The organism is Arthrobacter sp. zg.Y820 (assembly GCF_030125555.1).
Lineage (GTDB): Bacteria > Actinomycetota > Actinomycetes > Actinomycetales > Micrococcaceae > Arthrobacter_B.
Genome location: NZ_JASKLX010000001.1, coordinates 102,488 through 120,788 on the forward strand (window position 1 = coordinate 102,488; position 18,301 = coordinate 120,788).

The 18,301-nt window shown below is 67.1% G+C and carries 18 protein-coding genes and 1 riboswitch; of the genes, 7 read left to right on the forward strand and 11 right to left on the reverse strand.

Annotated features, from left to right (window positions below; all coding sequences use genetic code 11):
• Window positions 1-8: 8 nt before the first annotated feature.
• Window positions 9-539 carry a hypothetical protein gene (locus tag QNN99_RS00435; RefSeq protein ID WP_229964461.1) on the reverse strand — a complete coding sequence of 177 codons (531 nt, stop codon included), beginning with the start codon at window positions 537-539 and terminating at the stop codon, window positions 9-11.
• A gap of 104 nt (window positions 540-643) precedes the next feature.
• Between QNN99_RS00435 and QNN99_RS00440 the strand changes: the two genes are divergently transcribed.
• The 4 genes from QNN99_RS00440 (at window position 644) to QNN99_RS00455 (ending at window position 4,613) form a co-directional block, all read left to right on the forward strand.
• A complete protein-coding gene (locus QNN99_RS00440) occupies window positions 644-880 on the forward strand; it encodes a hypothetical protein (protein ID WP_229964462.1) in 237 nt (78 codons plus the stop codon).
• 144 nt (window positions 881-1,024) lie between these two features.
• Window positions 1,025-1,636 (forward strand): phosphatase PAP2 family protein, encoded by a 612-nt coding sequence (locus QNN99_RS00445; RefSeq protein WP_229964463.1) that lies wholly within the window; start codon window positions 1,025-1,027, stop codon window positions 1,634-1,636.
• Complete coding sequence (locus QNN99_RS00450) at window positions 1,633-2,232, forward strand: hypothetical protein (RefSeq protein WP_229964464.1); 600 nt, start codon at window positions 1,633-1,635, stop codon at window positions 2,230-2,232. Before QNN99_RS00445 ends, QNN99_RS00450 begins: the two co-directional genes overlap by 4 nt.
• A gap of 257 nt (window positions 2,233-2,489) precedes the next feature.
• A complete protein-coding gene (locus QNN99_RS00455) occupies window positions 2,490-4,613 on the forward strand; it encodes an FAD-dependent oxidoreductase (RefSeq protein ID WP_229964465.1) in 2,124 nt (707 codons plus the stop codon).
• A gap of 120 nt (window positions 4,614-4,733) precedes the next feature.
• Here QNN99_RS00455 and QNN99_RS00460 read toward each other — a convergent pair whose 3' ends face one another.
• Both QNN99_RS00460 and QNN99_RS00465 read right to left on the reverse strand, forming a co-directional pair.
• Window positions 4,734-5,594: a DUF4352 domain-containing protein gene (locus QNN99_RS00460; RefSeq protein ID WP_229964466.1), complete on the reverse strand. Its 861-nt coding sequence runs from the start codon at window positions 5,592-5,594 to the stop codon at window positions 4,734-4,736.
• 238 nt (window positions 5,595-5,832) lie between these two features.
• The gene (locus QNN99_RS00465; RefSeq protein WP_229964467.1) at window positions 5,833-5,994 is read right to left on the reverse strand and encodes a hypothetical protein; all 162 of its coding nucleotides are present in this window, start codon (window positions 5,992-5,994) and stop codon (window positions 5,833-5,835) included.
• 13 nt (window positions 5,995-6,007) lie between these two features.
• On the opposite strand from QNN99_RS00465, the gene QNN99_RS00470 reads away from it, so the two are divergent.
• The gene (locus QNN99_RS00470; RefSeq protein WP_229964468.1) at window positions 6,008-6,175 is read left to right on the forward strand and encodes a hypothetical protein; all 168 of its coding nucleotides are present in this window, start codon (window positions 6,008-6,010) and stop codon (window positions 6,173-6,175) included.
• Window positions 6,176-6,477: 302 nt separating this feature from the next.
• Complete coding sequence (locus tag QNN99_RS00475) at window positions 6,478-7,686, forward strand: alpha-hydroxy acid oxidase (RefSeq protein ID WP_229964469.1); 1,209 nt, start codon at window positions 6,478-6,480, stop codon at window positions 7,684-7,686.
• A gap of 139 nt (window positions 7,687-7,825) precedes the next feature.
• On the opposite strand, the gene QNN99_RS00480 is transcribed toward QNN99_RS00475, so the two are convergent.
• From QNN99_RS00480 to QNN99_RS00515, 8 genes are all read right to left on the reverse strand, one after another.
• On the reverse strand, window positions 7,826-9,220 hold the full coding sequence (locus tag QNN99_RS00480) for an LLM class flavin-dependent oxidoreductase (protein ID WP_229964470.1): 1,395 nt from the start codon (window positions 9,218-9,220) through the stop codon (window positions 7,826-7,828).
• On the reverse strand, window positions 9,220-10,575 hold the full coding sequence (locus QNN99_RS00485; protein ID WP_229964471.1) for an acyl-CoA dehydrogenase family protein: 1,356 nt from the start codon (window positions 10,573-10,575) through the stop codon (window positions 9,220-9,222). The genes QNN99_RS00480 and QNN99_RS00485 overlap by 1 nt, the downstream gene beginning before the upstream one ends.
• Window positions 10,572-12,362, reverse strand: coding sequence for a dipeptide ABC transporter ATP-binding protein (locus QNN99_RS00490; RefSeq protein WP_229964472.1), 1,791 nt, complete (start codon window positions 12,360-12,362; stop codon window positions 10,572-10,574). Before QNN99_RS00490 ends, QNN99_RS00485 begins: the two co-directional genes overlap by 4 nt.
• Before the next feature lie 14 nt (window positions 12,363-12,376).
• Window positions 12,377-13,270 (reverse strand): ABC transporter permease, encoded by an 894-nt coding sequence (locus QNN99_RS00495; protein ID WP_229964473.1) that lies wholly within the window; start codon window positions 13,268-13,270, stop codon window positions 12,377-12,379.
• A gap of 23 nt (window positions 13,271-13,293) precedes the next feature.
• Entirely contained in the window at window positions 13,294-14,250 is a 957-nt protein-coding gene (locus QNN99_RS00500; RefSeq protein WP_229964474.1) for an ABC transporter permease, read from the reverse strand.
• A gap of 3 nt (window positions 14,251-14,253) precedes the next feature.
• The gene (locus tag QNN99_RS00505; protein WP_229964475.1) at window positions 14,254-15,951 is read right to left on the reverse strand and encodes an ABC transporter substrate-binding protein; all 1,698 of its coding nucleotides are present in this window, start codon (window positions 15,949-15,951) and stop codon (window positions 14,254-14,256) included.
• A 98-nt stretch (window positions 15,952-16,049) separates the two neighbouring features.
• Window positions 16,050-16,138: riboswitch (SAM riboswitch) on the reverse strand.
• A gap of 174 nt (window positions 16,139-16,312) precedes the next feature.
• A complete protein-coding gene (locus QNN99_RS00510) occupies window positions 16,313-16,810 on the reverse strand; it encodes a DUF6650 family protein (protein ID WP_229964476.1) in 498 nt (165 codons plus the stop codon).
• A gap of 435 nt (window positions 16,811-17,245) precedes the next feature.
• Window positions 17,246-17,938: a hypothetical protein gene (locus QNN99_RS00515; RefSeq protein WP_229964477.1), complete on the reverse strand. Its 693-nt coding sequence runs from the start codon at window positions 17,936-17,938 to the stop codon at window positions 17,246-17,248.
• On the opposite strand from QNN99_RS00515, the gene QNN99_RS00520 reads away from it, so the two are divergent.
• Window positions 17,919-18,284, forward strand: coding sequence for an excalibur calcium-binding domain-containing protein (locus QNN99_RS00520; protein ID WP_229964478.1), 366 nt, complete (start codon window positions 17,919-17,921; stop codon window positions 18,282-18,284). The genes QNN99_RS00515 and QNN99_RS00520 overlap by 20 nt on opposite strands.
• Window positions 18,285-18,301: the final 17 nt, after the last annotated feature.

The window sequence follows — 18,301 nt, forward strand, 5'->3', positions numbered from 1 at the left end:
CACGCGATCTATGAGAGTTTCTGAAAAGCGCGCCGTAGTGGATCAGTGACATCGATACCTTCGCTTCTTCCGGTGGCCATTCCAAGGCGCCAACCGTCGGTTGCATGCGGCCGCGCGAGCGTGCGTACCTCGTTACTCGATAGTTCTCGAGCCCAATCGACAGTCAACGTCTCCCGATCAACGGCTACGACAATCGCGGCATCAAAGTCGAAGTTGCTAAACGCCCAGTGCCGCAGGTCGCCCCTCGGTAGGGAGCGAGTTTTGACCTGAAGACGGCGCCCGTTACCCGTTACAACATCCACCGATTTCGATCCAACCTTCACAAGTTCGCCGCTGTAGGCGACCGATACTGTCCGTTCAATGAGCTCACCGGCGAGCGACGATGCAGTTCGGGTGTGTCCTCGTGCGGCGATCTCTATATCGATTGCATTGCGCAGCTGGAGCAATTCCGACAGCGTCATCCCCTTCAAATCAATATGATTCATGTGCATATCGTTGCTCAGTCCGGCATCGATGTCACGCGGGTAGTGACGATGCATACCAGCCCCATCCTCTACAACAAGACGAGCAGTCGGGAATCGATTCAAATGTGTGCTATAGTCTTGGCGTTCACCTTACGTCTAGGTGTTGGTGCTTGCTAGCCATGGAATTCATGGCCGGTTCGATTCCGGGATTGATGCTGCGGGAAATTTTCGCAGTTATTGGTCTGCTAGTGATTGTAGTTGTAGTAAATTTCGTTCCCCAGCTTGTTGCAAAATATAGGGTTCTAACAAAACTTCTCTTTGACAAAATTGGCGTGGATGGAAAGGCGGTGCTTATGGGAATTATCTCGAGCCTCGTGTACGACTCAATCAAGGCTCTGGGAAGCCTCAGCACCTAGGCGTAAGGCGATCATCCGGGACCCCAAGGTGCGGTTTGTGGCAGAGGCTGGCCGGTAGTACCCAGAAGGTTCCCCGACCGTTCCGTGAGGCAAGGGATCACACAGAGGCGGTTGGCAACTGCACTGTGCCAGTAGAATCGCCTGATGCCCGAAACCCTGTATATCCCCACATCCCGTGCCTACGCCGCGTCGACCCGGCTGGCGCGAATCGTGACCGAAACCTCCGCCCCGGCCGTCCTGGTGGGCATCCTCCTGCTGCTGCAGCCGCTGCTCAGCCCCGGGGTGACCTGGGCGCAGGGCATCGTGGCAGCGCTCTTTACCGTGGGACTGCCCTTTGCCGGAATCCTGTGGCTGAAGCGGCGGGGTTCCGTCACCGACCACCATGTGGGGGTGCGGACCCAGCGGGCTCCGATCCTGGCCGCGTCGGCGGTGTCGCTGGGCATCGGCGCGTTGATCCTGCTTCTCCTGGACGCACCGGCTGCTCTCTTCGGCGAAATTGGCGGGGTGTTCATTGGCATGATGCTGTGCCTGGCGGCGAATCTGGTGTGGAAGCTGTCGGTGCATTCCGCGGTGGCCGCCTACGTCGGGCTGTCCTTGTTGGCGCCGATACCCGCGTTCGGCGCGGCCCTGACCCTGCTGCTGGCGTCGGTGACGGGATGGTCCCGGGTCAAGCTCGGGGACCACACACCCACCCAGGTCCTGGCCGGGCACGCGGCCGGATGCCTGGCCTTCGCCGCCGCGATGCTGCTGCCGTGATGCGCGTGAAGACCGGGATACGAGTCAAGACAACGGAGAGCTGGCCCGGCACACGGGCGCCGGCGTCGGCCTGGGTCTCCCGGCTCCTGCCGCCGGCCCTGGTGCTGGCCGCCGTGGTGGTCACCGCCGGGATCACCGCCGGGCTGGGTCCGGTGGGGGTGACCGTCCTGCTGGCGGGCATCGTCGGGGTTCCGGGGCTGGTCTACAAGGGAACCAAGCCGCTGTTCCGGCGCCGCGGCCTTCCCGACAGTCTGCGGGTCAGTATCGTGGCTGTCCTGATGCTTGTCGGCGTCGTTGTCAGTTACCTGCTTCCCTTGGCACCGCCGGTTCCGGAGACCGTGGCAGCGTTTCTGATCGGCAACGTGGGGCTGGTGTTTTTCCGGCGCTGGCTCGACGTTTCGGCCCATGTGTCGGTGCTGACCTTCGCCGTGCTCTGGGTGGCGGAACTGTTCGGGGGCGCCTGGGCCTGGCTGCTAGTCCTGCCGCCGCTGATGATGCTCAGCCGGGTGACCCTTCGCCAACACACCTGGTGGGAGGCCGTGTCCGGCGCAGCACTCGGGCTGGTTACCTTCTGCTGTTTTCTCGGACTTACCTGACAGCGGCGACTGCCGTACTGCGGCCTGGTTCGGGACGCATCGTTCTTCGGAGCGGTTTCGCCGCGCACAGGTTCCCACCGTTCGTGAACTTCTGGGGTGGGTGGGACCACAAGAGGCAACACCTGTCACAGAGGGTGGGAACGCGTGCGGCGACGCTCGACGTGCGCGTGCGCCGACGTCGTCGTTCGCGTGCCGCCTGGTCCAAGTAGCGCACCACCGCGCGTTTACAACGTAAACAAAAGCGCTAATATACGAGAGTGAATACCAAAACTTTTCCTCACCTGATGGCCCCGGGACGCATCGGTTCAATGGAAACGCACAACCGGATCGTCCTGCCTGCGATGGACATGAATGTCTCCGCGCACGGCGAGATTGAACAGCCCGAGATCGATCACTATGTGGCCCGCGCCGCCGGCGGTGCCGGGCTGATCATTACCGGTGCCTGCGCCATTGATTTCCCCTACGGTGCGGCGTCGATGAAGGAGCCGGGCCTGTCGGAAGACAAGTTCATTCCGGGCCTCAAGGCGCTCGCCGACGCGGTGCACGCGGCCGGCAGCAAGATCTGCATCCAGTCCACGCACCACGGCAAGGTAGCCCGCGTCGACACCGCCAACGACCGGCCGGTGCTGGCCCCCAACCAGCCGGACTACAAGTACGACATGTCGGCGCTGGCCGACAGCACCCCGGCTGAGCTGCGCAAGATGGGCGCCGCCACCGCCGGCAAGCAGGTTGTCTACCACGACATGACGGCCGCGGACATTTCCGCGCTGATCTCCACCTGGGCCGACGCCGCCGAACGCGTCGCCAAGGCCGGCTGCGACGCCATCGAAATCCACGTTGCGCACGGCTACATCCTCGGGGTGTTCCTGAACCAGCGCGACAACAAGCGCACCGACGAGTACGGCGGCCCGCTGACCAACCGCGCCCGGCTGGCGTGCGACGTCATCCGCGCCGTGCGGGAACGCGTCGGCGAGAAGCTGGCCATCCTGGTCCGGATTTCCGGCGAGGAGTACGGGCAGGAAGGCGGCCTCACCCTGGAGGAAGCCATCGAGGCCTCCAAGCTGTTTGAGCAGGCCGGCGCCGACGCCATCCACGTCACCGGATGGGGCCGCAACCCGTTCGATAACTTCACCGACGGCCCGCTGCCCAACAAGGTCGGTGCCTACCTGAAGAACGCCGCCGAGATCAAGAAGCACGTCACGGTCCCGGTCATCGCCGTCGGCCGGATGCTGCCGGAAATCGCAGAAAAGGCGCTGGCCGCGGGAGACATCGACTTCGCCGCCATGGGACGCCAGCTGCTGGCCGACCCGGAGCTGCCCAACAAGATCCGCGACGGCAACTTCGACCAGGTCCGCCCCTGCATCAACTGCTACCTGTGCGTGGCGGAAAATTTCTTCGACGACACACCCTTCTGCGCGGTCAACCCGGCCCTCGGCAACGAGGCGCTGCTGCCGCTCAAGCCCGCCTCCTCGACCAAGCACGTGGTGGTTGTCGGTGCCGGCCCGGCCGGCCTGGAGAGCGCCCGGGTACTGACCGAACGCGGCCACCGGGTCACCGTGCTAGACAAGTCGGACCGCCTCGGCGGCACCATGTGGTTCTCCACCATGACCACCCCGGACAACGAACGCCTGCTGAAGTGGTTCAAGTCCGAGATCAAGCGCCTGCGCATCGCGGTCAAGCTCAACACTCCGGCCACCGTGGAATCCATCCGCGCGCTGAACCCGGACCAGGTCATCGTCGCCACCGGTGCCGTCCGGCCCAAGCCCGACTTCCCCGGCGGCGACCTGCCGAACGTGCAGACCGGCGACACGCTGCGGGCCATGATGCTCGGCACCGCGACCGCCGAGGAGGCCGGCCCGGTGCTGAGCACCCTGGGCAAGCTCGGCCGCCTCTCCGGCGTCACCAAGAGCCCGGAATTTGTCCGCCAGTTCACCAAGGCCTGGCTGCCGATGGGCAAGGATGTGGTGGTGATCGGCGGATCCCTGGTTGGTCTGGAGCTCTCCGAGTTCCTCGCCGAGCGCGGACGCAAGGTGACGCTGCTGCACGAGACGCAGCAGCTCGGCCTGCCGCTGGCCATGCCGCGCCGCTGGACCGCGGTGCGCGACGCCAAGGCGCACGGCGTGCAGATTCACCGCAACGTTTCGGTCACCCGCATCACCGAGAAGACCGTGGAATGGACCGAGGGGGAGGGCGAGAGCCAGCAGAGCTTCTCCGCACCCGCCTCCATGGTGGTCTATGCCGACGGCACGACGGCGGCCGCACCCCTGGCGGACGAGCTGCGGGCCGCGGGCTTCGACGTCGACGTCGTCGGTGACGCCGGCGAGGTCAACTACATCCACGGCGCCATCCACTCCTCGTGGAAGGTGACCACCGAGGTCTAGGCGAGTTCCGCAGACAGAAAGGCTGGGCGCTTTCGTTCTTGTCGAACGAGGCGCCCAGCCTTCTGTCTAACTGGGGATTACCGCTCAATGCCTGCCCGGTTCCGGATTCCTGGGGCGTGCCTACAGATCGTTGATCCACGCACCCCTGTCTGAGAAGAAGGGGAAGATGGGTTCGTAGAGGACAACGAATTGTCCGGTTTGAGCAGCATCATTGTCGAAGCAGACGTCTCCGGTGGCAGTTCCTCCTGGCGCCACCTCGCCGCTGGACAACGAGTTGTCAGTTCCCAGTCCTGTCGAATTCCGAATAGTCCCCGACGGCGACTGCAGCTTCCAATCAAAGATGTTGAAATCGATAGTTTCATCTGAATTGTTCTGAAGAGTTGCCGTTGTGCACAAGGTCGGCCTCAACGTCGAATCGCCGTCAGTCAGCGGTGTAGAGGTGACGGTGACGTCGCCCAGAACCAGGGCTTCACCTGCCAGCCCGACCGCATCGCTGTCTTCTGCTCCCGGGAAGGCAGGTGCCTCGGACGTCTGTCCCTGACCGGAAGTTGGGGTGGGAGTGGCGGTGGAGGTATCCGCAGGGGCGGGGGTTGGGGAAACCGTGGCGGGAGCGGTGACCGGGGACAAAGGAGTGTCCACTTCCTCGTCCACTGCGTTGAACAGTGCGCTCCATAAAACAGTGGCAAGAATAGCTGCCACCAGCGCCACTGCGGAGACAACCACGGCAGCAACGGACAGGCCCTGGGCGGAACCCCTTCGTCGGACAATAACCAGCGAAGCGATGGAGAGCCCCAGACCCACCAAGGCCAAGAGCAGCGACAGGAAGTTAATGAGCGGGAGCCAAAACAGCACCAGTGCAATGATTCCCAAGATCAGGCCTGCCAGCGCGAGGCCCTTGCCATCGTTGGATTGCGGTCCTTGCGGCGGAGACGGATATCCCTGCCCATAGTCGTGAAACGGATCATTCGGCTGCGTTCCCATAATTGCCTCGCAGGGGTTCGGGCGCCGCAGGAGCAAACATCAGTCCCTGAACAGCTGTGGGGGCGGTTATCCGGTCGTTCAACAGTAGGAGCGTCCGCGGGCGCGGACAAGGTCTCGCGTTCGTCCGCCGCGTGCTGGCAGCACCTTCGCGGACCCGCACCGACGCAGGCGACCCCTGGGTAGACCTGACCACCAGGTGCGTTGCGGAGGTAAAGGGTGCAGGCCGCGGCCATCCGCATCAGCACCCCGATGTTGGCAGAGAGCCGGAACGCAGATACGTGAGGGTTTCCAGGATCCGGTCACGGGCGTCCAGGACCGGGGCACGCAAGTGGGCCTCGCCGTCGGTTCGCTGATGGGTCTTGAGCTCGCCGAGCGCGGCCGCAACGTGACGCTGCTGCACGAGACGCAGCAGCGTGAAGATCCACCGCAACGTCAAGATCACCCGCATCACGGAGAAGACCATCGAATGGGCCGAGTGGGAACCGCAATCCAACGACGTTAACGTCCTCGCTCTGGCAGGCCTGATCCTGGGAATCGTTGCACTGGTACTGTTTTGGATCCCGCTCGTTAATTACGTGTAGCTGGTCCTGGCCCTGGTCGGCCTGGGGTTCTCCGTAGCTTCACCAGCTTCGCAAGGACGGAGGCGAGCTGGCAGACGCAGTGACTACCCGTCTCAGCCCGTGCAAGCATCGCAGCGAGCGAAGCTAAACCTCCACTGAGGAAAACCCGACGGCGGCCCGTATGGCGGGAGGTCACGGACATTGAGGTCACGAGCGGCAGCCCGAGGCCGGCCGCGGGCTAGCTGCCGTAACGAACGGTTTCCCACTGCTGCCCGGCGTCCCGGCCGTCCTAGACTGGCGTCACACCGAGCCAGAAAGCAGCCATGAAACGCCGAATTCCCCAGTACTCCGAACTCCGCGGCCTCATCCAGTTCAAGCCCTTTGACCTCGACCGCCGGCGCGCACGGCTGGCGAAGGCGACGAACGTCTGGGAGCTGCGGGACATCGCCAAGCGGCGGATTCCCACGGCTGCCTTCGACTACGTGGACGGCGGATCCTTCGGCGAGCAGACGCTGCGCCGCAACCGCGCGGCGTTCGACGACGTCGAATTCGTGCCGAACGTGCTGCGCGATGTCACAAGCGTGGACCTGAGCACCAAGATCGCCGGTACCGAAGCGGCGATGCCGGTGGGCATCGCTCCCACGGGCCTGACCCGGCTGATGCATTCCGAGGGCGAGATCGGGGGAGCGCAGGCCGCTGCCGCGTTCGGCATTCCGTTCTCGCTCTCCACCATGGGCACGGCATCGATCGAGGAACTCACCGAGACCGTGCCCGACGCCGCCAAATGGTTCCAGCTCTACCTCTGGAAGGACCGCGGCCGGTCCCGGGAACTGGTGAGCCGTGCAGCGGCCGCCGGGTACGGCGCGTTGATCGTCACCGTGGACACCCCGGTGGCCGGCGCCCGGCTCCGGGACACCCGCAATGGCATGACCATGCCGCCCACCCTGACGCCGAAGACCGTCCTGGACGCCTCCTACCGGCCGGAGTGGTGGTTCAACTTCCTGACCACCAAACCGCTGGGGTTCGCGAACTTCGAGGGGGAGCGGGTGTCCCTGGCCGAGACCGTGAACACCATGTTTGAACCATCCCTGAACATGGAGGACCTGGGCTGGCTGCGCGAAACGTGGCCGGGCAAGCTCATCGTCAAGGGCATCCAGAACCCGGCCGACGCTGTTGAGGTCTTTGCCCGCGGCGCGGACGCAATCGTGGTGTCCAACCACGGCGGCCGGCAGCTGGACCGGGCTCCCGTGCCGCTGCGCATCCTGCCCGCCATCCGCGCCGCCGTCGGGCCCGACGCCGAGATCATCTTGGATTCGGGCATCATGTCCGGCGGCGACATCGTTGCCGCCATCGCCGCAGGCGCCGACTTCACCCTGATCGGCCGCGCCTATTTGTACGGGCTGATGGCCGGCGGGCGGCAGGGCGCCGAGCGCACGCTGGAGCTGCTCCGCACCGAGATGACGACCGTGATGCAGCTGCTCGGCGTCACCAGCCTTGCGGAGCTGACGCCGGAGCACGTGCGGCGGGTTTAGGCTCAGGCACTGACCGGTGCCGCCCAAATCCCTCCGGCTTGGTAAAAATCGACCGGTTTGGCAAATCCCTGCCAGTGCGGAGCGGCAGGGATTTGCCAAAGTGGCAGCAGATTCCCAAAGTGGCAGCAGAAGTACCGGCCTAAACCTCCGCCGGCTCCACCGACGAAAACGCACCGCGGTACTTCGCGCCCGGATGCCGGGACGGCAACCGCGCATCGCCGTCGAACAGCTTCTCCCGTAGCGTGCCGGGACGGTACTCCGTCTGGGCCAGGCCGCGGCGGCGCAGCTCCGGCAGCACCCCGTCGATAAAGTCCGTGTAAGAGCCGGGCAGGATCTGGTTGATGATGTTGATGCCGTCCACGCCGGCGTCCTGCCAGTCTTCGAGCCGGTCGACGATCTGCTCCGGAGTGCCGGCGATCTGCTGGTTGTCGGCGCGGTAGCGGGCGACATCGGCGATGGTCGGATTGCCGCCGGGCACCGACGCGAACAGCGCCTCCAGCACGCCGCGCGCCCCGTCGGTCCGCAGATCGCCCAGCGTGGTATCCAGCGGCAGGCCGCCGAGGTCGACGCCGATCCCGCCGCCAATGTGCGCGACAATCGCATCGAGGTCCAGATACTCGTCATACTCCGCCTGCTTTGCCTTCACCTCGGCCTCGGTGGAGCCGACGACGAAGGACAGCCCGGCGAAGAACTTGATGTCCTCGTTGCGCCGGCCCAGGCCGCGGGCCAGCGCCCGGACCGAGTCGGTGGTTTTCTTCGCGTAGGCGGTGTGCGGTGCGAAGATGAACACCGCTTCGGCGTTGGCGGCGGCGAACTGCTGGCCGCGTCCGGAGCTGCCGGCCTGGAACAATACCGGCGTGCTCTGCGGAGAGGGCGCGGACAGGTGCGGTCCGTCCACCGAGTAGCGCGGGCCGCGGTGCAGGATCTTGTGCACCTTCGCCGGATCGGCATGAAGCCCGGAGGCCTTGTCCTGCAGCAGAGCGCCCTCGTCCCAGGAGCCCTCCCAGAGTTTGTAGCAAACCTCCAGGTACTCATCGGCCCAGTCATAGCGGCTGTCATGTTCGGCCAGCCCGTCGCCGCCGAAGTTCCGGTGCGCGTTCTCCAGCACGCTGGTCACAATGTTCCAGGCGACCCTGCCGCCGCTGAGGTGGTCCAGAGTGGACAGCTGCCGGGCGAGCTGGAAGGGATGCGCCTGCACCACGGAGCTGGTCAGCGCCAGGCCGAGGTGTTCGGTCCGCGCCGCCAGTGCCGACTGCAGCACCAGCGGATCATTCGCCGGCACCTGCAGCCCGCGCTCCACATGCGAGGCCCAGCCGCCGTCGTGATCGCCGTACAGTCCGACGACGTCGGCCAGGAACAGCGCGTCGAACTTCGCCGCTTCCAGCCGGGCCGCCAGATCGGTCCACAGCCCGAGCTCGTTGAAGCGGTGCTGCTGCGCCTCGGGATGACGCCACAGACCGCCGAGGATGTGGCTGGTGGTGTTCATGGCGAAGGCGCTCAGGAGCAGCCGCGGGCGTTTGGCGAAAGTGGCCATCAGGAAACAGCTCCGGAGGTGGAAGGGGCGGCGGGCGAGGGCGTGGACGGCGCGGCGGTCGGCGACGGGGCGTCGCCGATGCTGTGCAGGCCGGTGGGAATGGTGCCGTTGACCAGGTAGTCGCCGACGGACCGGGCCTTGAACGCGCTCGGGTTGTGGGTGGCGACCGTGCGGGCGTTGCGCCAGTGCCGGTCCAGGGCCTTGCCGCGGCTGACGGCGGAGGCTCCGGTGACGTCGAAGAGGGCGCTCGCCGCCTCCAGCACCAGGCCGGGCACCATGACGTGGGCCTGCTGCACGGCCAGTTCCGCACGCAGGAACGCCTCCTCGACTGATAGCCCTAGCGCAGGATCCGCTGCGGCGTCGAGGTCGCGGGCCGCCGTGGTGACCACGGCTTCGGCGGCGTAGACCTTGGCGGCGAGCAGGCCAACGTGTTCCTGAATCAGCGGATCGTTGCGGAACAGCTCACCGGACCCGGTATTGAAGGTGCGGGTGCGGGCCTGCACCAGGGCGGTCGCATCGCGCAGCGCCGCCCGGCCGATGCCGGCCAGGACCGCCAGCAGGAAGAGCTGGAAAAACGCCGGTTCCAGGGTGCTGGTGACCTGGCGCTGCAGGATGTTTCCGGCGTCCACCGGCACGTCGTCGAACACCGCGGTGCCGGTGCCGGTGAGCGGCTGGCCGAAACCGTCCCAGTCATCGACGATGCACACCTCCGGGGCGTCGGCGGGCACAACGGCGTACTGCCGTCCCTCCACCCCGGCGGTGCTGGCCATCACCACCACCCAGTCAGCGAAGATGCTGCCCGTGGTGTAGTATTTTTCGCCCTTCAACAGCCACTGTCCGTCCTGCTGCCGCAGCGTGGTGGCGGTGGTGCCCAGGACGTTGCCGGAGCGTTCGGTCGCGGCGTTGCCGAAAATCTGCCCGGCGAGAATCCGCGGAAACCACAGGTCCCGGAATGCGGCCGGTTGCAGGGCGGCCGTCTCGCCGAACGCGAAGTGGGAGCGCAGCAGATGCGCCACATTGGAATCCGCCGCGGCCAGCTCGATGAGCAGCCGGAACAGGTGCTCGGCGCTGACCGGGTCTCCGCCGTGTTCGGCCGGGACACGCAGCGCGGTGAAGCCGGAGTCCTGAAGCCACCCGACCTGCTCGAACGGCAGGATCCGGGACTGCTCGCGGTCCAGGGCTCCGGCGGCAATGCGGTCAAAGACCGGACGGAACCGGGCGGCCAGGGCCGCGTACCGGGCCTCGCCGTCGGCGGGGAGGCGGTCCGGGGCGGGGCGGTTCTCGGCGGGTTTGTGGTTCGCGGCGGTGCGGTCGGTGGTGCCGTCCAGGGTTGGACTGGCGGTGGGGAGGCTCATGAGGTTCCTTTCGAGCGGGAGGCGGCGAGATCCCGGAGCCGGTGTCCGGGGTTGGCGGCAAGAAGCCGCCGGGTGTATTCGCTGGCGGGATCGGCGAAGATCGCGGCGGTGGGTCCGGTTTCGACGAGCCGTCCGCGGTGCATCACCCCGACGTCGTCGGAGACTTGTTCCACCACGTGCAGGTCATGGGAGATGAACAGATAGGACAGTCCGAGGTCATCCTGCAGCGACTTCAGCAGCTCCAGGACCTGCGCCTGGGTCAGCACGTCCAGGGCGCTCAGCGCCTCGTCCAGGACCAGGGTCTTGGCGCCCAGCACCAGGGCGCGGGCGATGGCCACCCGCTGCCGCTGGCCGCCGGACAGTTCCCTCGGCCGGCTCCGGCCCACCCGTTCGGGCAGCCGCACCTGGTCCAGCAGCTCGGCGACCCGCGCCGCCCGCTCGGTCTTGGTGCCCACCCGGTAATTGCGCAGCGGTTCACCGATGATCTCGGCGACGCTCAGCCGCGGATCCAGGGCGGTATCCGGATTCTGATACACCAGCTGCAGGCCGCGCCACAGCTCGCGCCGCGCCCTGCCGGCCAGGCCGGTGACGTCCCCGCCGGCAACCCGGACGGTGCCGCCGGTCGGGTCCAGCAGCCGCAGGATCAGCCGGGCCGTGGTCGATTTGCCGGAGCCCGATTCACCGACCAGCGCGAAGGTGGTGCCCGGACGGACCGCAAAGGACACCCCGTCCACAGCCCTGCGTTCCTCGCCGGTGCGGGAAAAAACCTTCACCAGGTCGCGGACTTCCAGCGCGGGCACGGCCGCCGGGATGCTCGACGGCGCTTCCGGGGAGGGGGCCGACGACGGCGGCTCGCCCGTCCGGTGTCCGCCGTCGCGCCGCCCGGGGGAGGCCTTCTCGAGCAGCTGCGCGGTGTACGGATCTTCCGGCCGGGTCAGGAGGTCCAGGACGGGGCGGTCCTCCCGGATGCGGCCGCCGTTCATGACGACGACGCGGGCGGCGTAGTCGGTGGCGACGGCCAGATCATGCGTCACGAAGATGACGGCGGTTCCGAAGGTGCGGGCCAGCCGCTCGAAGACCTCCAGCACCCGGCTCTGCACGGTCACGTCCAGGGCCGACGTCGGCTCGTCGGCGATCAGCAGGTCCGGCTGCAGCGCAAAGGCGATCGCGATCAGGACCCGCTGCTTCAGGCCGCCGGACAGCTCGTGGGGATACTGGTGCACGCGGTCCTCCGGGCGGTCGATGCCGACCAGCTCCAGCAGGGCGATGACCTCGCGGCGCAGCTCGGCGCGGGTGCGCCGCCCGGACCCGGCCTGCCCCGCGCCCGGATGCAGCCGGAAGATCTCGGACACCTGGGAGCCAATGGTCTGCACCGGATCCAGTGAGGCTCCGGGGTCCTGCGGAACCAGGCCGATCCGCCGGCCGCGCAGCCGCCGGAAGCCGCGGTCCGAGAGACCGGTGAGGTCCTCGCCGTCGAAGGTGAGGCTGCCGGCGGTTATGCGGCCAGTATCGGGAAGGAGCCCGATGATGGCGTGCGCCAGGGTGGATTTTCCGGACCCGGATTCCCCGACCACCGCGACGATTTCACCGCGCCGCACTTCAAGGTCGACGCCGGAAACGGCAGGCGGGGCTGCGGGGCCGAGCCCGGAAGTGGTGCGGCCGTAGTTAATGGTCAGGCCGCGGATCTGCAGAAGCGGTCCGGCGGCGGGACCGACAACTGATGCGGGACGGACAACTGATTCCGGCTGCGGCGCCACGGTGGCTGTGGAGGAGGTGCTGGTGCTCATGCGGTGTTCCTTTCTCAGAACCTGAGGCGCTGAAGCAGCTGCCGGCCGACGGCGGCCAGCAGGACCACGGTGGCGACGATGACGAGTCCGGGCAGCGAGGTCATCCACCAGGCGGTGCCCAGATACTGGCGGCCCTCGGCGATCAGCAGGCCCCATTCGGGTTCGGGCGGCGGAGCCCCGAAGCCCAAGAAGCCCAGCGAGGACACCACGAGGATGGCCGCGCCCAGATCCACGGCGACGAGCGAGAGCACCGGTCCTGCGGCGTTGGGCAGCAGATGCCGGCGCAGCACGCTCCAGTAGGTGCCGCCGGTGAGGAAGGCCGCCTCGACGAACTCCAGGTTCCGGACCCGGAGCACCTCGGCGCGGACCACCCGGGCGAAGGAAGCGATGGCGGCGATGCCCACGCCGATGCCGAGCGAGACCGGTCCCGGGGAAGAGGCTGTGACGATGATCAGGGCGATCAGAAAGCCGGGCACCGCGAGCAGGACATCGACCAGGCGCATCGTGACGGCATCGGCGGCCCGTCCGGCCGTGGCCGCGAGAACGCCGATCAGGGTTCCGGCGACGAGGCCGATCAGCACGGCCAGCCCGGCGGTCAGGAACGTCTGCGAGGTGCCGTGCACCACGCGGGCGAAAACGTCGCGCCCGAGGTGGTCGGTGCCGAACCAGTGCGCGGCCGACGGCGCGAGGAACTTCTCCTGCGGAATGCCGCTGATCGGATCCTGCCCGCTGAACAGGCCGGGGAAGAACGCCCAGGCGGCGATCAGCAGCACCGGCAGCAGGGTCAGGGCGAGGGCGGAACGGGAACCCGGCCGCCGTCGTCGTACAGGGGAAGCGGGGGCAGCGTCAGCCGGGCCGGGCGGAAGCGGTGCGCCCGCCGGAGCGGTGGGGAGGGAAATCTGTGTCATCGGGAAGCCTGTCGGAAGCGTGGTCAGGAGGCGAGGGCGGGGGCGGATCCCTGCCGGGCGTTGAGGATGCGCGGATCGAGCAGCGGATGCAGCAGGTCCACCAGGAGGTTGACCGCCACGAACACCGTGGCCGTCAGCAGGACCAGGCCCTGGACCAGCGGCACGTCCTGGGTGGTGACCGCCTGCAGGACCACCGAGCCCAGGCCGGCGCGGGCAAACACGGTTTCCGTGATCACCGACCCGGCGAACAGGGTGCCCACGGTGATACCCAGGATGGACAGGGCGGGACCGGCGGCGTTTTTCAGCGCGTGCCGGTAGAAAATCCAGGCCGGGGAGGCGCCCTTGGCGCGGAGCACGTTGATGAACGGCTGCCGGTAGACCTGCTCCACGCCCTTGAGCAGCACCTGCGCCATGGGGGCGGACACATGGAGCGCGAGCACGACCACCGGCACGGCGAGGGAGAGGAAGGAACCGTCGGGGAACAGCGACAGCACGCCCAGCCGGATGGAGAGCAGCTCGAGCAGCACCAGTCCCAGCCAGAACACCGGGACGGCGGAGAACAGCGGCGGCAGGTTCGCCAGTGCCCGCCGCAGCACCGGCGACGGGGCCAGGGTGGCGGCGGCGACCACGGCCAGGGCGATGACGACGGCGGTGCCCAGGGCGGAGCCGGCCAGCGCCAGGGTGGAGCCGAGCGCGCCGCCGATGCGCTCGGTGACCGGTTCCCCGGAGGTCAGGGAGAAGCCGGCGTCGCCGCGCAGCAGGGCGGCCAGCTGCTGGAGATACTGGACCAGCAGCGGCTGGTCATAGCCGTACTGGCTTTTCATGGTGTCGATTGCCGCCTGGTCGACGGCAGAATCGGAGGTCAGGAAGATGGTGACCGGATCGCTGGGCAGCAGCTGCACGGCGAGGAAAATCAGGGTGTAGGCGAGCCAGACCACCAGCAGCGCCTGCCCGATCCGGTGCGCGAGGTAACGGCCCACGGGTTAGCCGTCCACTTTCCATGCGCTTTGGAAGATGGGAGCCGTGCCGGAGGTGAACTCGATGTGCGTGCTGCGGTGCGCCCCGTAGACCTGGACTTCGTCCCAGAGGACCAGCGAGAAGGCCTTGTCCACCACGAGGGCCCGCTGCTCGGCGGCCAGGACCTCGTCCCGTTCCGGGCCCGGGGCCGCGGCGCGCTCGGCGGCGAACAGGGCGTTCAGCTCCGGATCCGAGGTGTGCGTCATGGTGTTGTTGGCCGGTTCGAAGATGGGCCCGAGTCCGCCGTAAATGAATTGGCGGGTGCCGTAGAATTCGACGTTCGGATCCGGCATGGCGGTGGTGAGGAACGTGTTGTCGCCGGCCCGGTTGTTCAGTTTCACGCCGATCTGCCGCCACTGCTGCTCGATCAGTTCAAAGGCCGGTTTGATGACCACCGAGTTGTTGGAGCTGGTGACCGTCACCTCGAGCTTCTCGCCGTCCTTCTCGCGGATGCCGTCGCTGCCGGGCTGCCAACCGGCGTCGTCCAGGAGCTTTTTGGCTTTCTCGGGGTCATAGGCCAGATCGGCGCTCAGGTCGACGAACCCCGGCGCCTGATGGTTCAGGACCGAGCCGGCCAGGGTGTAGCTCTCGGAGAGCACCGTGTCCTTGATGGACTGCCGGTCGATGCCGGCCTGCAGCGCCTGTCGGACCGCAGGATCGGCCAGCTTGCCGCTGCCGATCCGCACGGCCGCCATGTTCACGGTGAGGTCCACGCCGTCGGCCGCCACCACCTGATTGCCGCTGGCCGCCAGCGCCGCCTCATCCACCGGCTGCAGGCCGCGCACCAGATCGACCTGGCCGGACTGGACGGCGCCGGCGCGGTGGGCGACCTCGGGCAGGTACTTGATCACCACCTTGTCCAGGTGCGCCTCACCCGGATTGTCGGCGCCCTCAGGAGCCCAGGCGTAGCCGTCCCGCTTCGCGAGCACGACTTCCTCATCGGGCTTTTCCGACTCGTAAACGAACGGGCCGGAGCCGGAGATGGATGAGATGGCGGACTGTCCGGCGGCATCCTGCTGCAGCGTGGCCGGGGAGACCAGACCGGCGGTGACGGAGGACGTGGCGCGCAGGAAGTTGGAGTTCGGAGCATCCAGGGTGACCTTCACCTGGTTAGTGCCGATCACTTCGCTGGTCTGGTAGCCGGCGAAGTCCACGTTCGGCTGGATCTGCGCGGCGGGAATGCCATGGCCGAAGCTGTCCAGGTTGGCCTTTATCGCGGCCGCGTCGAGCGCCGTTCCATCGCTGAACGTGACGCCGGGGCGGATGGTGAAGGTGAACTCGGTGCTGTCGGCGTTGGCCGAGAACGCCGAGGCAATCCACGGCACCGGCTCGCCCTTCTCCGGGTCAAAGTAGGTCAGCCGGTCCAGCACTGAATTGAGCACGTTGGACTTCTCGTAGAAGCGTGCCGCCTGGGTCTGCCAGTTGTTGATGGGCGTGACTTCGGCGTAGACGAGGGTGCCGCCGTCGACCGGCTCTCCGGCCGGTGAGGCCTGAGCATTCGCGGCGTTGGCGCCGGCACTGCCGCCTTGCGCGCCGGATCCGCAGCCGGTGAGGGTCAGGGCTGCCGCGGCGAACAGTGCCGCGATCCGCAGGGGTGTGCGGGGGCCGTTGGGGTGGCCGGAGATGCGGCCGTTGATGCGGCCGGTTGGAGCAGGGCTGACCATGGGAGGGTCCTCTCAGTTCGCACCGAGGAACACGGCATTCGAGCACGCTGGATCCGTCACTGCGAGCGGTGCTGCAGTTACGGGCCACCGGAGAAGTGAGTCCATCGGTCCTGGCATGAGCACCGTCCCCGAAGGGTGGTTGCTGCGACGTCAACGAGCCAGGTCTCTCAGCCGCTCTGGATGGTAAAGGTGTCCGGATTGGATAGGCGGACAGCACCATGGAAGCGCGGTTTGTCCTCGGCGGGCAACACAATGACGGCCTGTGTCCCTAAGCGCCGGTCGGTGACGTTTTACGTCGCGCCGTGTCATAAACGGCGTCTCTATGAAGCTCCGGGTCTCCAAGACCTGCCGCCGAGGCGGACTATAGGTACCGTCCGATACTGGGGCGGCGCGACGGCGTTCGGCCGGGTTTCGGCGTCGAGCGTTCGCCGGGGTTCCGGTACCGCACCCGCCGCCGGGCGTCGCTGAGCAGTTTCACGCCGTCGACCATTGTTTCGCGCAGGTCCATGAGTGCGAACTGGTGCCGTTCCGGTGCGCGGGCGGATTCGCGGAGGTAGCGGGTGCAGGCGGAGGCCATCCGCATCAGGACATCGGTGTTGGCGGAATTGCTGCGCAGGTGGGCGAGGGTTTCAATGATGCGGTCGCGTGCGTCCAGGACGGTGGCGCGGCAGCGTTGCGCGTCGTCAGCGCCGTCGACGACGCGCGGTTCGATCGCAGCCAGCGGCCGCTTCAGGTGCAGGTCGGTGATCAAGGCGTTCAGGGCTGCGGTTTCATCCCGGCGGTCGATGCCGGCGCGGACGCTCCAGCCGGCGCTCGCACCCAGAACCAGTGCGACTGTTGAAGGGATCAAGGCTGCCAACCAGTCCATCCTGACCTCCGGAAGAAGCGTTCTCCGACGGTACCTGCCCGGCTCGAACCCGGGACAGGGGAGGAGTCCGCTGTCGGGGTTCCGAGGGCAACTTTGGGTGTGTGGGTTTGCGGGTGGGGGCCGGGCCGAGTTCCGCGAGTTTTTTCTTGAGGACCGCTCCTGTCCGCATATCTACTGCCGGATGGCGCCGCGCGCCGCTAGCGTTTAAGGCCTACGCGAGGAGAAGCAGATGGCTATGGCTATGGAACTGGCACGCGTGGTGCAACAGGAGCGTCTCATGGAAGCGGAAACCAGGCGACGTCGGCAGGCGGCGAAGCGGATGGCGGCAGAACGGGCGGCAGCAGAGCGTGCGAAGGCCCGGCCCGCAAGCGGAGTGCAGGACGGGCCGAAGGTCGAGTGGCCGGTCTTTTCGCTGCGGATTGGCCGCTACCAATTCGTCGGGTTCAAGACCGTCCGACTATAAAAAGGCTTTCGACAGCGGCGATCAGGATTTGGCTGCAGAGGCGCACCCAATTGGCGGCGGATAATCTCGACGGCCGCCTCTGTTACTCTGTGCTTGATGCATTTGCATACATTTACAGAGCTTAAATCCTGGGGGAGATCCATGCCTTTCCGACGTACATTGTCCTGCCCAATTTCCACCAAGGGCGGGGAGCCGGAAAGGCACCGGCGTCCCCGGGCTCTGGCAGTGGCCGGCCTGACAGCGGCCGTCCTGGCCGTAGCCGGTTGCGGAGCCGACGAGTCCGAACCCGCCGCGGCCCCGCCGTCGCCCTCGGCAACCAAGAGCGTGACGCCCTCCCCGACGCCATCCCCGACCCCGACTCCCACGTCCACGGTGGTCGCCGGCAAGTCCTGTGTGGCTGCCGGGAAGACCGAAACCGTGAGGACATCGGCCAGCCCCAGCCCCACGCCGACAACCTCGGCGTCACAGCTTGCGTCAAAGTCCGCGTCGGCCTCTCCCTCTCCCTCTCCCTCTCCCTCTCCCTCTCCCTCTCCCTCTCCCACGAGCACGCCTTCGCCGACGCCCACGACGACGTCGTCGGCGAGCACGTCCGTGGTTTTTGTCTGCACGGAGGATGACGACGGAACCCTGATCTGGATGGACAGGGACAGTTCCACCAGGGTTCTGGCCGACCGCCAAGCGGCAGCCGACCAGAAGGTTGCCGACGAGCTGGCGGCCGCGGAAGCCGCTGAGGCACAGAAGATCGCTGACGAGCAGGCGGCAGCCGCCGAGGCGCAGCGCCTGGCCGACGAGCAGGCAGCCCAGACGTACATTCCCCCGGCTCCGGCCCCTGCACCGGCCGCGCCCGCGCCCGCGCCGGTTGTTCCGGAGCCCGCTCCGGCAGCGGCCTACTATCCGAACTGCTCCGCGGCCCGTGCCGCCGGAGCAGCACCGGTCTATGCCGGCGGACCGGGCTACGGAACCCATCTGGACCGCGACGGCGACGGCGTCGCCTGCGAATAGGACCGTTCGGCGGCCCG